We start from the raw sequence: 14,951 nt of genomic DNA on the forward strand, positions 1-14,951 counted from the left end.
GTAGATTAATTTAAAAAAATCAATAAATGGTTTTTTCACTTTTTTAATCCACTTTAATTTCAGCTCAAAAATTAAAATGCCTATCAGCGTACCCCAGCTTTATTAAAGTAAAGTGACATAAAAAATAATGTTGTAATCATTAAGGTAGTCGTTATTTTGTTTTTTATTTGTTAATCTTTGATTTTTTATTGGTTTATTGTGCATTTTTTTGGAATTTAAAGGGGGTCTCTTTAAGGATTAACCTTTTGTTTTTTCGTAATTTGTTTTGATATGTTTACATTGTGTTGTTTTGTTAGTTCATGAGTTTAGAAAGAAAGCTTTTATTTTTTTGTTAAAAAAGGTAGAAATGAGTTGTTAATTTGGTTTGCTATCAAACCTTAACTTAATATGAAGTGTTAGCTAAAAATAAAAAAGAATATCAACAAGGGAAATTTCAATGTTTGCTAAAAATAAAATACTTAGCTCCATTCAAATGTCTTTTCTAGCAGCTGCAACTATATCCGGTTCAGCTCTAGCAGAAGAACAGCAAGACGGCTCAGTAAAAGAAATTGAAAAAATTCAAGTGACGGGTTCACGTATTGCGCGATATGAACTTAGTCAACCGTCTCCAACTATCACGTTAACGGGTGAACAAATAGAGCAAGCTGGCATCCCAGACCTTGCGCAGGTACTTTCAGAATTACCTGCGATTGGTGCAACAGGCACGTTAAGAGCGAACACTGGAAGCAATGAAAATGCAGGTTCAAGTACGATAGATTTACGTCGTTTAGGAACAGACAGAACACTAGTATTGGTAAACGGCAAACGACACGTAGCTGGTCAGCAAGGCTCAGCGGTTGTTGATCTATCGACTATTCCAACTTCAATGATTAAACGTGTTGAAGTGATTACTGGCGGTGCATCAGCGATTTACGGTTCTGACGCGGTATCTGGTGTAGTTAACATTATTACCAGAGATGACTTTGAAGGCCTTGAATTGAAAGTAGGTTATAGTGACTCACTTCATGGCATTGGTAACAAAAATAAAACTTTCAGCTTAGTCGGTGGCACATCAACCGCTGACGGGAAAGGCAACGCGACGGTTTATATCACCAAAGACTCTGTTGCGGAAGTAATGAAACGTGACATGCGTCATTACAGTGAAAGTGGTACTGTTAATAACCCAGCAGATACAGGTGAAGATGATGGTATTCCTGATAAGCTGTGGGCGCCAAATATTTTATCTGAGTGGATCAGTCAAACTTCTGTTTTAGATTACAGTAGAACAAACTACACTTTTGATAATGCAGGAAATGGCCAATTAATGCCGACGCGAGATTTATCCAACTCCCCAGCTTTCGGTAGCTTCCCTGATGGCTGTGAGCTATGCTTTTCTACAACAAGATACGAAAACTTTCTTCCTGAGCGTGACAAAGTTACGGTAGGATCATTCTTTAATTACGAAATCAATGATAATGTTAAATTTTACTCAGACGTAAAATATGTACGTTCGGATATTATTCAACAGGCTCAGCCTGCGTATCGTTTTGGTGATGGTGATACCGTTAACTTATTAGAAAACCCTTTCGTGTCGCAAGAGACGCTTGACTTCTTCACGGCTAAGGCTGCACAAGACGATAGTATTGACTTAGAAAAAATAGGTATACATAAGTTCTTTGATGAGATAGGTAACCGAGAGGCACGTAACAAGCGTGAGACATTTAGATTGGTTTCCGGGATCAAAGGTGATTTCACACTGAGTGAAACGCTATTCGATTATGATGTTTATTATTCATACGGACGCACCGAAAATGATCGTGTTCAGGCTAATGACCTCATTATTGGCAACTGGGTTGCTGCACTAGATGCTGTCATTAACCCTGAAACAGGTCAAGCTGATTGTCGTGCTAATGTTCCATCTATGCAAGGGGAAGGCTACTCGAACCCCGCTACAGTAGATGTGAATAGCTGTGTGGCTTACAACCCGTTTGGCTATGATCAAGCGTCTGAAGAAGCAAAGGCGTGGGTTAGTGCTAATGTCACTCGCCAAGATACGATTAAACAAAGGTATTTTGGTGGCTCGGTGTCGTTTGATAGTTCTGAGTGGTTTGAACTACCTGGTGGTGCTATGGGAATGGCACTCGGCTACGAAAAGCGCTGGGAGTCGTCGGGCTCGATTACTGATGAGTTAACTAAATCAGGGGCTCTAAACGAGGTAGCGACGCCAGATACATATGGCGAATATGATGTGTCAGAATGGTTCTTCGAAGTTAATTTACCTATTTTGTCTGACGTTTTCTTAGCACATGAGTTAAGTATTGACGGTGCATTTCGTAGAGCGGATTATTCACATGCTGGTGAAGTAGATGCTTGGAAAGCTGGTTTCATGTGGTCTCCAGTGGAAGGTTATAGTCTTCGTGGTACTTATAGTGAAGCGGTACGAGCTCCTAACGTAACCGAAGCATTCTCTCCTCGTAGTCCTGACTTTGCACGTGTATGGGATCCATGCGATGTAACAAGATTGGCTAACAATCCTAATCGCGCTGCAAACTGTGCCGCATTGGGTATTCCAGCTGACCATGTTGGTCAAGATAATGCTAGTAAACGGGTAATCATCGGCGGAAATCCAAACTTGACGCCTGAAGAATCAACTTCTTTCACACTTGGCTTCGTTACTACTGCGTTTGAGGATTTCTCATTTAGTATCGATTACTATGATATTGAAATTGAAGATGCTATTCAGTCAATTACGCCACAGACAGTAGTGAATAACTGTGTAGATGGCCCTGAGCTTGATCCTATTTATTGCTCGCAAATTACGCGCGATCCAAACAACAAATCAGTTACGTTTGTTGAGTCTGGCTACCAAAATACCGCTAAACGTGTGTTATCAGGTGTAGAGGCTGACTTTAACTATAACCTTGATCTTGCTGATTTCTCGCTACCTGGTAGTGCAAAGATTAACCTATTTGTTAACCATGTTATCGAGTACGATACGTATGAGTTCCAGAACAATCCTGATAAGCCTGACCGTCAAGACGGCGAAATCGGTGATCCAACATGGCAAGCGACTTTCAGAGCAACGTATAACTTAGATGACTTATCTGTCACTTGGAGTAGCCGTTTCATAGACAGATCCGCTATTATCAATTTGAAAGAAACGTACAGCGCAGATGGTAAGAAAGAAGGTGATACACCTGAAGATACCGCATATCCATATGCTCCGAGCATGGTGTATCATGACTTATCGGCTCGCTACTTAGCAACTGAAGACCTTTCGGTTGAATTGGGTGTTCGTAATATTTTCGATAAACTTATACCTGATTATGTTGGTGGCGCAGGTACGTCATCAGCGATCTACGACCCTTGGGGACGCAGAGCGTTTGTTAATCTAACCTATAATTTCTAACATTTGAAATTGAATAGGGCCACCTTTGGGTGGCCTTTTTACTTTATGAATCACTAGTATCTAATATCCAACAATTTTTCAATTAACTGAACAGTTAAATATAGCGTCTGTAGCACTTACTGCCACAATATACCATTAAGCGTTACCATCATTTATTGGCACGCTATGGAATTCGAGCTTTTGGGGGATATGGGGCTTACTGAGATATAGGTGTTGTTGAGCTAAAATATGACTGGTTGCTAAAAATAGCTCAGCTATAAAGCATATGAAAAACTATGTCGCTGAATATATGAAGTATTATAATTTGGAAAGGCTCTACTCAGCTAATAATGATCAGTCACCAGTAGAGTATGAAAATTCTTTAAGAAAAGTGTCTTGCTCTAGTTGTGCAGAACACTTTTCCTCGGTTCAGGTTAATTATTCATATGGATTAATTGATCCATGGCGTTGAATCGTAATTCCATCACAGCTTTTAGACGTATAACCATCGTTATCTGTTACAGTTAAACAGGTGTAGAGAGATTGACCGTTTTGTCCAATTAGAAGTATTTCATCACCTTGTTCGTATGTTAAGAATGGACTACTACTTGCGGGAACGTCATTAACTGTCCATTCTCGTTTAACAATGCTTCCGTCTCTATCTGAAGTATCGGCTTTGAATGCGACTTCAAGCTCAGAGAATTGGCGACCTCTTACTGTTACATTTGGCGTGTAATCACATACTCTTTCTTTAATATCTTCATATCGGAGCAATTCTAGATTAGCATCACAACCAACAAACTCCGTAGTCTTTTTTGGCAAGCTACACGCGTTAGGACCCACTCCATAATTTTCGTAATATTCAACAACAGCACTTAGTCGTATCGAAGACCTGCTGTGAGCTTCGATATATTGCGAAATGGGGAGTGTCTTATTTGTTACTATTACATCGAAACCATTATGTGTAGGACTGCAGGTATTTACGCTGTAGTGAGCGACACAACTTGCGGCTCCTCCATATATTGGTTTTTTATCAACAACCTCAACTCTACAATTAAGTTCACGTTCAGTCCTAGCCTCAGCGCCTGATAAAGCACTGCCTACTAATATAATTGGAAGAAGAATACCTTTTCTCATTATTTTAATCCTTAATGTTTTAATGGAGGCTAAACGGTACTTTCTTGTATCTATTATGTCAACAAATTGTTTCTTGTGATTGGCCTACTTAAAAATAAAAGCGCCCTATTTTGATTAAAAGGCGCTAAATAAGTTTACTCTAACCCTTTTTTAGAATACAAAGTGACTTTATCTGAAAGCAGCGTTACTTTAATGTGCTTGTTTTCGCTTCCCCAAATGCAATTGGTGTGTAGGGTTTTTTCTTCACATTTATCAGCAGAGCCAAGAATATTCTCAACTTCAGCTTTGTCCATGCCTACTTCTAGCTTATTGTAGTTTTCTAAACTTACTTTAGAACAGCCGACTAGGGTGAGTAGCGCAGCAGCAGTTAGTAATTTTTTCATAGGGTTGCCCGTCTAATGTTTGTATTTTCTTATTTGAAAGATGACCCCAAGTTTGGGGTGATCTAAGTAATGTATGTCGCCGCTATACACGCGTGTATATTGGGACATACGAGCAGTACGAATGTCGTTGCCGTCTTCGTACTTTAAATCTAAATCTGTGGTCACGTAAAGGTAATGTCTCACGTGAATTTTAATCAGGCCTTCAAGTTGCCAATGCACTTGCTCTTTCGATTCTTGAATATTAAAGCGATTTGACAATGAAGAAAACTTATCGTCATTTTCTATTACGCTATAACTGGATGGTGACGCAAACTGTTTGCCAGCAATAATTTCGATATTGGGAGCACGCTTGTTACTTTGTTCCGGGAATCGCCAACCTGTGTGTAACAGTGGCTTGAGTCCTTTACGTTTTAATTCAGCAATTTTGTTAGAAAAATTAAGCTGGGACTCATCCAACAAATAAATTGAGTCCATATGTTCTTGTGACTCAACTTGCGGCGAAAGAGGCAAAGTGTCGAATTTTTCAACATAGTTTGCATCTGGATCGCAAGAGCTGGAACGCGCGCCCGACGTTAATCCACGAATAAAATCTTGCTCAGCAAACTGCTCGCTGCCTTCCAAGCATAGTTTATAGCCAGTGGTATTAAAACCGTCGAATAATAGTGACTTGATGTTTTTCCGATTGAGTGGTTCAGGTTCAATACTAAAGTCTTCTCGCAAAGAGAAACTAGGCTCTTGCTCAAATGCTATCATTTCTACTTCAAACCAACGGGTGGCATGTGCAGACGCGCTACTTGCCAAAGCCGCTAGGATGGCCAGACTTTTTATTGTTTTCATGCTACAGCCTTTTTCTCAAAGTCATCAATCATCGCATTCACCAGCTTTAATCTCTCTTGGCCATTTTTTTCTTCGATCAGGAACTTCAGTTTATTCGCGCCTTCCATTCTATAGGTTGACGGGCTACTTTGTATCAATCCTATGATGAATGTTGGGTTAACTTTTGTATGACTACTGAACTCAAAGAAGCCACCTTTTGGGTTTGCTTCGACCTTGTTAATGCCTAGTTGGGTTGCCTTTAGCTTAACAGACTGCACCGCAAAGAGGTTTTTCGCTGCATCTGGCAGCAGCCCAAAGCGATCGATTAATTCGATCTGCAGCTCATCGAGTTCAGCCAATGATTTAGTGCTTGCTATGCGTTTATACATACTAAGACGAATATTTACATCATGAATGTAATCATCCGGTAGCAGTGCTGGGAACTTAAGGTCAACCTCGCTTTGCTGCTGAAGTAGGTTATCGAGTGTCGGCTCTTTACCATTTTTTAAAGCTTCAACTGCTTGTTCCAGCATTTCCATATACAGTGTAAAGCCAACGGTTTGAATTTGACCGCTTTGGTCGTCTCCCAGTAACTCACCTGCACCACGGATCTCTAAATCGTGGGTGGCAAGGGCAAAACCTGCGCCTAAGTCTTCGAGTTGCTCAATGGCCTGTAAGCGCTTGACCGCGTCTTTAGTTAAGGCTTGGCTATTCTTCGTGAGTAGGTATGCGTATGCTTGGTGATGGCTTCGTCCTACACGGCCGCGAAGCTGATGTAACTGTGCCAATCCGAGTTTATCGGCTCTATCCATTATGATGGTATTAGCAGAGGGAATATCGATACCGGTTTCAATAATGGTCGTGCACACAAGCACATTATACTTTTGGTGATAGAATTCACCCATCAAGTGCTCAAGTTCTTTTTCACGCATTTGCCCGTGGGCGGTGGTGACATTGGCTTCTGGCACGAGCGCTGAGATATCTGCGGTGATTTTGTCTATCGTTTCGACGTTATTGTGGAGGAAGTAAACCTGTCCACCGCGCTTGATTTCACGCAAAATTGCTTCGCGGATAAGCTCGTCGTTGCGCTCTCGCACAAAGGTCTTTACTGCTAATCGTTTGGCTGGCGGTGTCGCGATAATAGAGAGATCACGCATACCACTCATTGCCATATTCAGTGTACGCGGGATTGGGGTAGCGGTTAGGGTAAGAATGTCGACATCCGCTCTAAGCTGCTTAATTTTTTCTTTTTGTCTCACACCAAAGCGGTGTTCTTCGTCAACAATCAACAGACCTAAATCGGCGAACTTGATGTTTTCTTGAATAAGCTTATGGGTGCCTATCACAATATCAATTTTGCCTTCTTCAAGTTTTTGTAACGTCTCTTTTTGTTCTTTCGCTGAGTTAAAGCGCGAAAGCACACCAACTTCAACAGGCAGATCGGCAAAACGGTCTTTAAAGTTCTCAAAGTGTTGTTGGGCAAGGAGCGTAGTTGGCACTAAGACAGCCACTTGTTTGCTATCGTTGACGGCAACAAATGCAGCACGCATGGCCACTTCGGTTTTACCAAAGCCGACATCGCCACAAACAAGTCTGTCCATCGCTAGGCTTGATTGCATGTCTGCAAGTACGGCTGTGATTGCATTGCGTTGATCGTCTGTTTCTTCAAATGGGAAGCTATCAGAAAAGTCTCGATAGGCACTCGCATCTAGCTTAAATGCATATCCCGGTTTACTTTGGCGTTTTGCGTATATATCTAGGAGTTCAGCTGCAACATCTCTGACTTTTTCAGCCGCTTTGCTTTTTGCTTTTTCCCAGGCGTCGTTACCCAATTTATGAAGTGGTGCAGAAGCTTCTTCACCTCCTGAGTAACGACTGAGCATATGAAGCGAAGAAACAGGCACATAAAGTTTAGCGTCATTGGCATAGATGATAGTCACAAACTCGGTAGCAATACCCGCTGCATCTATGGTTTCTAGCCCTAAATAGCGGCCTACACCATGATCTAAATGAACAATAGGTTGACCTTCTTTCAACTCAGCGAGGTTTCGGATCAGCGCATCTTGCCCTTGCTCGTATTTATGTTTACGGCGGCGCTTTTGGGAAATCTTAACACCTAACAGCTCTTGCTCGGTGATGATAGACAGCGATTGTTTATCCAGTAGCTTAACACTGGTCGCAAGTGGAGTGACGACCACACCAACATCTGAGTCGCTAGAGACAAACTCTGCAATGCGCTTATAAGGCCTAAGCTTTAGACCTGTTGGTTTTAATAAGGTAAGCAGTGACTCTCTTCTGCCCTCTGATTCAACACTGAATAACACCCGCGACTTTTGCTTTTTCTCAGCAGCGATGTAATCAAGGATTTTTTGATATGGATTAGCTTGTTTATGCTCAATGCGGACATCGTCTATTAATTCTGCTGCGACATTGTTATTGCCCGCTTTGGTTCCCAGCATCGCTTGACTAAGCTTTATTCGAGAGAAGCCGTTAAGGCCTTCAAATAAGGTCTCTATTGGCTGATATAGCTTGGCTGGTGCAAGTAGCGGGCGAAGAGGGTCAACCCGGCGACTTTCGTAGCGTTTAGATACGTCTTGCCAAAAGGTTTGGGCCGCAGATTCAATGTCGCCAAAAGGCATAAATACGGTATCTTCAGGTAAATAGTCAAACACCGTCGCTAACGAATCAAAAAAGAGCGGTAAATAATACTCTATACCCGCTGGCCAGTTCCCTTTACTGACTTGCATATAGATGCTGTCTTTTTCACTACTTGCGCCGAACGCTTCGCGGTAATTAATTCTAAAGCGTTCAATGTCTTCTGCATTGGTTGGGAATTCGTGCGCCGGTAATAAATCGATAGCATCAATCTCATCATTTGAGCGTTGGCTTTCGATATCAAAATGACGAATTGAGTCTAACTCATCATCAAAGAAATCTAGTCTAAAGGGGAGTGGGCTACCCATGGGATATAAATCAATAATGGAGCCTCGAACAGCAAACTCACCATGCTCCATTACCTGCTGAACATGACGATAACCCGCTTGAGTTAAGGTATCACGCAAGCTTTGTGCGTCTACTGTGTCACCTTTTTTTACCTGAAGACTCATGCCGTGGATAAAGCTAGGTGGTGCGGTACGTAGCATGAGTGTTGAAACAGGAATGATGAGTACGGATTGCTTTTCCTGTTTGAGTGTATTTAGCGTTGCAAGACGCTGGGAGATAATGTCTTGATGTGGTGAAAAGTGATCATAGGGTAATGTTTCCCAGTCAGGAAACATCATGACGGGCGTATCTTTTAAAAGATACGCCAGTTCATGCTCAAGGCGAAGTGCAGAGGGCGTGTCGGGGGTGACGAGTACAACTAAGTTGTCATGTTGTTGGATGTGCTCACTCAAACACAGTGATAAGCTACTGCCAACCAAATTACCCCACGAAATTTTATCCTTGTTTGATTTTACCCAAGGTAAATTGTTCCATTGCACATTCGCCATTGATTACTCCTATTTATTAATCGCGATAAATTTTGCAAAGATCCTGATAGTGATCGATTCGTCTGTCTCTTAAATACGGCCAGATGCGACGAACAGATTCACTGCGTGCAAGATCAACATCAACAACCGAGATTTCCTCAGCTTCTTCAGATGCATGCAATAACATTTCACCTTGCGGACCGGTAACAAAAGAATTGCCCCAGAATTGAATACCTTCACTTTGACCCGAAGGGTCTGATTCATGGCCAACACGGTTAACGCTAATCACAGGTACTCCGTTAGAGACTGCATGTGCACGCTGTGCAATTATCCAAGCATCTCGTTGACGGATTTGCTCTGCTTTATCATCGCGAGGATCCCAGCCAATTGCCGTTGGGTAAATTAAAAACTCAGCGCCTGCCATTGCCATCAGACGCGCACCTTCAGGGAACCATTGATCCCAACACACCAGTACGCCTAATTTGCCTACAGAAGTCTGAATTGGAGTAAAGCCCATGTCACCAGGGGTGAAGTAAAACTTTTCATAAAAACCTGGGTCATCAGGAATGTGCATTTTACGGTATTTGCCGGCAATCGTACCGTCAGACTCAAGTACAACCGCGGTGTTGTGATAAAGCCCTGTTGCACGCTTTTCAAATAACGACGCAACGATGACAACATTAAGCTCTTTTGCAAGTGCGCCTAGTGAGTCGGTGCTTGGGCCTGGAATGGTTTCCGCTAAGTCGAAGAGATCGGTGTCTTCAGTCTGGCAAAAATACAAGCTGCGGTGCAATTCTTGTAAAACGATAAGCTTAGCCCCCTGACTAGCGGCTTTTCGGATACCGTCACAGGTTTTCGCAAAGTTGTTTACGAGATCTGTAGAGTTGCTATGTTGAACAATACCAACTTTGATGTTTTTTTCAGTCATGGTACTTACCTTAAAAAACCTTTTGGTAACTGCATCGTAATACAGTGCAGGCTACCGAATTGATGGATGATTGGTAGGCAGTTTACGCCAATTACCGTTCTTTCTGGGTGAGCAAGAGAGACTTTGTCCAGCGCTTCTTGGTCTTTGTCGTCGCCATAGATAGGTACTAACACCGTTTTATTCAAGATCAGATAGTTTGCATAGGTTGCAGGTAATCTCTCACCCTCATTATCAAACTTAGCGCTAGGCCAAGGTAAACTAATCAAACGGTATGGATCGCCATTTGGGGTGCGGAATGTGCGTAGCTGCTGTTCCATTTTATTGAGGGCATCATAGTGCTCGTCTGATTTGTCGTCGCACTTAACATATACCAAGGTGTTATCCGGTGCAAAACGCACTAAAGTGTCGATATGACTATCCGTATCATCACCGGCTAAGTATCCATGATCTACCCACAAGAATGACTCTGCACCCAACTCTTTTTGCAACAATAGTTCTAATTCGGTTTTACTTAGATGTGGATTGCGATTTGGGTTCAACAGACACTCTGAAGTGGTCAATAGGACATTGGACTCGTTGATCTCAATACCGCCGCCTTCAAGTACCACGTCAACCTTTTCAAAGGTACAGTTTGGGTTGAGGACCTGTTTAGCAAGCTGCTGATTGATCTTATTGTCTAAATCCGCAGCAAACTTGTTACCCCAACCTGTAAAGGTGAAATCTTTGATACATAGATTTCCTGTACTTGTTTGCGTCGTAAGTGGACCATGGTCACGGGCCCAGGTGTCATCGCAAGGCGTAACAACAAAGTGACACTTGGTTAAGCTAACCTCAGCTGCGCTGAGTAAGTTTTCGATATGCTGTTTTAACGCTTCATTATGCGCCACGATAACAACTTCTTGAACTTGGGTAATATGTTGGCAAAGTGCAACGTACACAGGTTCAACGTCACTGAGAATGTCGCTCCAATCGGTATCAGAATGCGGCCAAGTAAGCATGATTGCATCTTGTGGTGCCCATTCTGGGAGTAAAGTAAAACTCATTAAATCATCACCATATAATAATAAGCCTATAGTTTATCATTAACCTCAGGTGTGTCAGTAAGTTTTGTGAAGATAATTGAGCATTTAAAGAAGGCACTTAATGCGTTAAATACCTTATTGGTCTTTTTGCTGCTTTAGCTTAAGTTGTCTGGTCTGAGCGTGTAGGCTTGCCCGTACAAGCAACTCTTGATCCGCTTCTCTAATAGCGGTAAAGGCGAGGGTGAATTTACCATCTTGCTTGGCAATGACTTCTGAGTAGCAAAAGATAGCACTGGCTTCATTGCGCAAAAATATTTTAGTTCGTAACGATTGCCCGACCTCATAATCTGCTTCTAACGTTGCGGTCAGGCCGCCGCCGCCGTAGCTGTCACAAAATAAATGACTGTCGTCAGGCTCTTCAGTTGCGAGAATATGGCTGATAATTAAATCAATCTTACGTGATTGCGCCTGCAAATAAGCTGCTAACTCATTGGCAATATCACCCAGATTACGAAGTGGTCGCAGCGCATTAAGATCTAACTCATTAATTTCGTTCGCGAGTTTAAATAGCGGCGGAATTGCAGCTTCTAATTGATATTCGTTTTCTGGAACCATATTGTCATCAACCGGGTAGAGGTTGATCTGAACCTGTTCAGCTATCTGAAAATACTGTTCAAATAATTCCTGCAAATTCGCTTTCATGTTTTATCTCTTGGCATCGCGCCGCTTTACAACTGTCTCTATAGTAACGGTTTAGCTTACCGATAATCAAACTTTGAATTGCTCAAGTAGTTGTTCTTGGGTTGTTATCTTTTCTACTTGAGACTGCATCGTGGCATCAACGCTCTTAGCTTCGCTATACACCGACTCTGAAATACCACGAATTGATGAGCTACTGCTATTCACGTTATTTACAATGTCATTTTGCTCATTCAGCATATCAGCAATACGTGAATTCAAATCGACAATATGGCGAATAGCACTACGCATATCTTCAAGCGCGGCTCGAGTTTGCTCTGCCTTTTCAACCGTTTTATCGACATAATGTTGGCTTTGCTTCATTACAGTAACCGCGCTTTCTGAACCTGACTGTAGTTGACTTATCATTCCACGAATTTCAGTTGTGGCTTCTTGTGTTCTTTGTGCAAGCGATCTCACTTCGTCTGCAACGACGGCAAAGCCGCGGCCAGACTCACCAGCTCTTGCGGCTTCAATGGCAGCATTGAGCGCTAGGAGGTTGGTTTGCTCAGCGATGCTATTGATAACCGATAATATTTGTTCAATAGCAGTAGACGAGCTTTCTAATTCCGTAACTACGGTCATTGCCGAACTGATTTGATTAGACAGCTCTTGAATTGTCTCCGTTGTTTCTGCAACGATTTTTTCTCCTTGGCGAGCAACTTGATCGGTTGTTTTAATTGCTTCAGCGGCTTCATGGGCAGATTGAGTTACTTGATGCTCAGTTGCAGACATGTGTGTTGTTGCTTCATCAAGGACTTTGATACTCGCTAATTGCTCTTGAATGGAAAGTTTGGCTTTATTTGCAACCTGAGATGTTTGTTGAGCATCGTTTAAAACTTCATGGCCTAAGCCCTGAATATTCGCTATCAGAGACTGTAAGCTGCTGGTAAAGGCATTAAAATTTTGCGCCAGTGCTGCAAATTCGGGTTCATGCTCGGTATTTAATCGTACGGTTAAGTCCGCATTACCGCGTGCGATAGCAGCCATGGCGGTGTTGATTTCATCCAGCGGCTTTAATAATAAGCTAATCACAAAAGAAAGTAGCACAGTCGCGAGTGCCACAGAAATAAAAGCAAATATGGCTGCATCTCTTTGCAGTCGTGAAAGTGCGGCAAAAACGGTGTCTTCATCCAGCATCACCCCTAAATACCAATCTAAGCCTTCGACTTCTTTAAACTGCACTAATTTGTCTTCGCCGTTCACTTCAACGTATTGAATATTTTCTGAGATACTTATGTCACCGAGAAATGTACGAGAAGACTTACCATTTAGTTTTACATCAGGGTGTGAGATAGTCGACCCGTCTTTACTCACCATAAAGGCAAAACCCGCGTCTAGCAGGTTAAACGAGTTAATCATTTCGCCGAGTTTTGCCAAACTAACGTCGTAAAAAATCGCGCCGTTAAATTGACCTCGTTTAAACACTGGTGCACCGATTGATACCACAATTTCGTTGCTTACTGCATCAGCGTAAGGTGCTGTGATAATGAGCTTTCGTGCAGTTTTTGCGTCGGTATACCAAGGCCGCTTTCTTGGGTCCCAGTTTGCACCAGGGTTCCAATTTGGATCGCTTGCGACATACTTTCCTGTTTGCTCTTCGCCATAACCTATCAGTAGGAAAGAGGTTGTGAGCTGTGGCTGCGAGAGGATAGGAAAGGCTGCGTCTAAGGTGTCAGTGGAAGCAACGAGATTGGTAGCAAGAGCGGCGAGATCGGTTGCTCCTTTCATTTGCGCAGTGACAGTGTTACCAATTCCTTGAATTATTTCATTCACACTTTGTTCGGTTTGCGCTTTGATTGCTGATTGCACGGAAATGTATTGAATAACAGATAAGATCAGTAATGCTGCAAGCAGTACAAGCGCTGAGACGGATACAACTTTGTGTTTAAACTTCACGGCCACACTCCAATAAGTTTGATACATTAAACTTATGACATTTAATAAGAAAATGCCAAACCTTCTACACAGCATTTGAAGGTATTTCAAATTATTGCATTTATATTAATTATTTATTCATGGTGCAATTCCTATTCTCTAAAACTTAGAAGAGGAGAAAACTTCATGTATAAACCAGCTTTAACAGCAATTGCCTCGGCAATGATACTCGCTGCATGCGGTGGCGGTTCAGGTTCTGACTCAAACGACAACAACACCACGCAACCAACCCAAAAAACCACCGTAAGTGTTGGTGTGTCAGATGCTGCTGTGAATAATCTTGCAGAGGTAAACCTTGTTATTCAAAGGCTGACATTTAGAGCATCTGGAAAAGAAGATGTCACATTTGATACCTTGGATGCGCAGGGTAATCCAATGAAAATCAATCTGCTTGAATATACGGGGGATGATATCTATTTGGTTGTAAATGACCAAGAGATCGATGAAGGTGATTATGAGTGGATCAGAGCCGATGTTGTAAACGGTAGTGCGGGGTCTAATTTTGACTTAACCTCCAGCGTGCGTTTTTTAGATGGTAGTCAAGCACCATTAGCCGTAACCCGTAAAGGTAACGATGGTGTAGGTGAAATCCAACTCAATAACTTCTCGTTAAATGAAGGTGAGAACCAAATCGTACTGGAGTTTGACTTAAATAAGGCGCTGTTGAAGCGCGGAGATGATGACACCGTTTATCTAAAACCAACAGCTGTCCGTTTGGAAAATCTGTTAACTAGTTTCGAGATTGAGGGCATTGTTAGCGAGTCTGTGAAAAATGCATGTATAGCAGACAACGCGGACTTAGCTCCTCTAGTCGGAGAGTACAAACATGTTGTTTATCTTTATAAAGCGGATGTTGAAGTGCCAAGCGACATCAGTGATGAAGATTCAGCGCCTGTAGCCACCGCAAACTTAGATGCCGAGAGTGAATATGAGATAGCATTTATTGGTTCTGGAGATTACAAAGTAGGGTATTCTTGCTTAGGTCATTTAGATGATGCCGAAACGATAGATGCAGATTTTAGTTTATATCAAACAAAAGACGTTTCGTTAACGCAAGATACAGAAGTGAATTTCGAGACAAACTAATTTCATTTAGTCTTTTAAGCGAATTGGTATAACAGCAAAACAAAAAGGGCTTCAATTGAAGCCCTT

Annotated in this window: 10 protein-coding genes and 1 pseudogene; 3 read left to right on the top strand and 8 right to left on the bottom strand. The window is 42.1% G+C overall.

Features of this window, described 5'->3' with window-relative positions:
* Positions 1–436: 436 nt before the first annotated feature.
* On the top strand, positions 437–3,388 hold the full coding sequence (locus NO992_RS14715) for a TonB-dependent receptor domain-containing protein (RefSeq protein ID WP_371378396.1): 2,952 nt from the start codon (positions 437–439) through the stop codon (positions 3,386–3,388).
* A gap of 125 nt (positions 3,389–3,513) precedes the next feature.
* Positions 3,514–3,764 (top strand): annotated as a pseudogene (locus tag NO992_RS14720) (IS3 family transposase); the annotation flags it as partial.
* Positions 3,765–3,805: 41 nt separating this feature from the next.
* On the opposite strand, the gene NO992_RS14725 reads toward NO992_RS14720, so the two are convergent.
* The 8 genes from NO992_RS14725 to NO992_RS14760 form a co-directional block, all read right to left on the bottom strand.
* Positions 3,806–4,504, bottom strand: coding sequence for a hypothetical protein (locus NO992_RS14725; protein ID WP_371378400.1), 699 nt, complete (start codon positions 4,502–4,504; stop codon positions 3,806–3,808).
* Positions 4,505–4,638: 134 nt separating this feature from the next.
* Entirely contained in the window at positions 4,639–4,887 is a 249-nt protein-coding gene (locus NO992_RS14730) for a hypothetical protein (RefSeq protein ID WP_010372728.1), read from the bottom strand.
* Positions 4,888–4,899: 12 nt separating this feature from the next.
* A complete protein-coding gene (locus NO992_RS14735; RefSeq protein WP_371378403.1) occupies positions 4,900–5,724 on the bottom strand; it encodes a CsiV family protein in 825 nt (274 codons plus the stop codon).
* A complete protein-coding gene (gene mfd, locus NO992_RS14740; RefSeq protein ID WP_371378406.1) occupies positions 5,721–9,194 on the bottom strand; it encodes a transcription-repair coupling factor in 3,474 nt (1,157 codons plus the stop codon). Before mfd ends, NO992_RS14735 begins: the two co-directional genes overlap by 4 nt.
* A 16-nt stretch (positions 9,195–9,210) precedes the next feature.
* Positions 9,211–10,101, bottom strand: coding sequence for a carbon-nitrogen hydrolase (locus NO992_RS14745; protein WP_017217436.1), 891 nt, complete (start codon positions 10,099–10,101; stop codon positions 9,211–9,213).
* A gap of 5 nt (positions 10,102–10,106) precedes the next feature.
* Complete coding sequence (locus NO992_RS14750) at positions 10,107–11,144, bottom strand: agmatine/peptidylarginine deiminase (RefSeq protein WP_371378409.1); 1,038 nt, start codon at positions 11,142–11,144, stop codon at positions 10,107–10,109.
* 114 nt (positions 11,145–11,258) lie between these two features.
* Positions 11,259–11,825 carry a hypothetical protein gene (locus tag NO992_RS14755; protein ID WP_010372743.1) on the bottom strand — a complete coding sequence of 189 codons (567 nt, stop codon included), beginning with the start codon at positions 11,823–11,825 and terminating at the stop codon, positions 11,259–11,261.
* A 66-nt stretch (positions 11,826–11,891) separates the two neighbouring features.
* Entirely contained in the window at positions 11,892–13,760 is a 1,869-nt protein-coding gene (locus NO992_RS14760; protein ID WP_253106654.1) for a methyl-accepting chemotaxis protein, read from the bottom strand.
* Positions 13,761–13,925: 165 nt separating this feature from the next.
* Here NO992_RS14760 and NO992_RS14765 point away from each other — a divergent pair, with 165 nt between their 5' ends.
* Positions 13,926–14,885 (top strand): DUF4382 domain-containing protein, encoded by a 960-nt coding sequence (locus NO992_RS14765; RefSeq protein ID WP_371378412.1) that lies wholly within the window; start codon positions 13,926–13,928, stop codon positions 14,883–14,885.
* Positions 14,886–14,951: the final 66 nt, after the last annotated feature.

The sequence above is a fragment of the Pseudoalteromonas sp. DY56-GL79 genome, assembly GCF_041414765.1.
Taxonomy (GTDB): Bacteria; Pseudomonadota; Gammaproteobacteria; order Enterobacterales; family Alteromonadaceae; genus Pseudoalteromonas; species Pseudoalteromonas piscicida.

Excerpts from the sequence above, each read along its gene's own strand:
- NO992_RS14715 (WP_371378396.1), top strand. The coding sequence starts at position 437 with ATGTTTGCTAAAAATAAAATACTTAGCTCCATTCAAATGTCTTTTCTA.
- NO992_RS14725 (WP_371378400.1), bottom strand. The coding sequence starts at position 4,504 with ATGAGAAAAGGTATTCTTCTTCCAATTATATTAGTAGGCAGTGCTTTA.
- NO992_RS14730 (WP_010372728.1), bottom strand. The coding sequence starts at position 4,887 with ATGAAAAAATTACTAACTGCTGCTGCGCTACTCACCCTAGTCGGCTGT.
- NO992_RS14735 (WP_371378403.1), bottom strand. The coding sequence starts at position 5,724 with ATGAAAACAATAAAAAGTCTGGCCATCCTAGCGGCTTTGGCAAGTAGC.
- mfd (WP_371378406.1), bottom strand. The coding sequence starts at position 9,194 with ATGGCGAATGTGCAATGGAACAATTTACCTTGGGTAAAATCAAACAAG.
- NO992_RS14745 (WP_017217436.1), bottom strand. The coding sequence starts at position 10,101 with ATGACTGAAAAAAACATCAAAGTTGGTATTGTTCAACATAGCAACTCT.
- NO992_RS14750 (WP_371378409.1), bottom strand. The coding sequence starts at position 11,144 with ATGAGTTTTACTTTACTCCCAGAATGGGCACCACAAGATGCAATCATG.
- NO992_RS14755 (WP_010372743.1), bottom strand. The coding sequence starts at position 11,825 with ATGAAAGCGAATTTGCAGGAATTATTTGAACAGTATTTTCAGATAGCT.
- NO992_RS14765 (WP_371378412.1), top strand. The coding sequence starts at position 13,926 with ATGTATAAACCAGCTTTAACAGCAATTGCCTCGGCAATGATACTCGCT.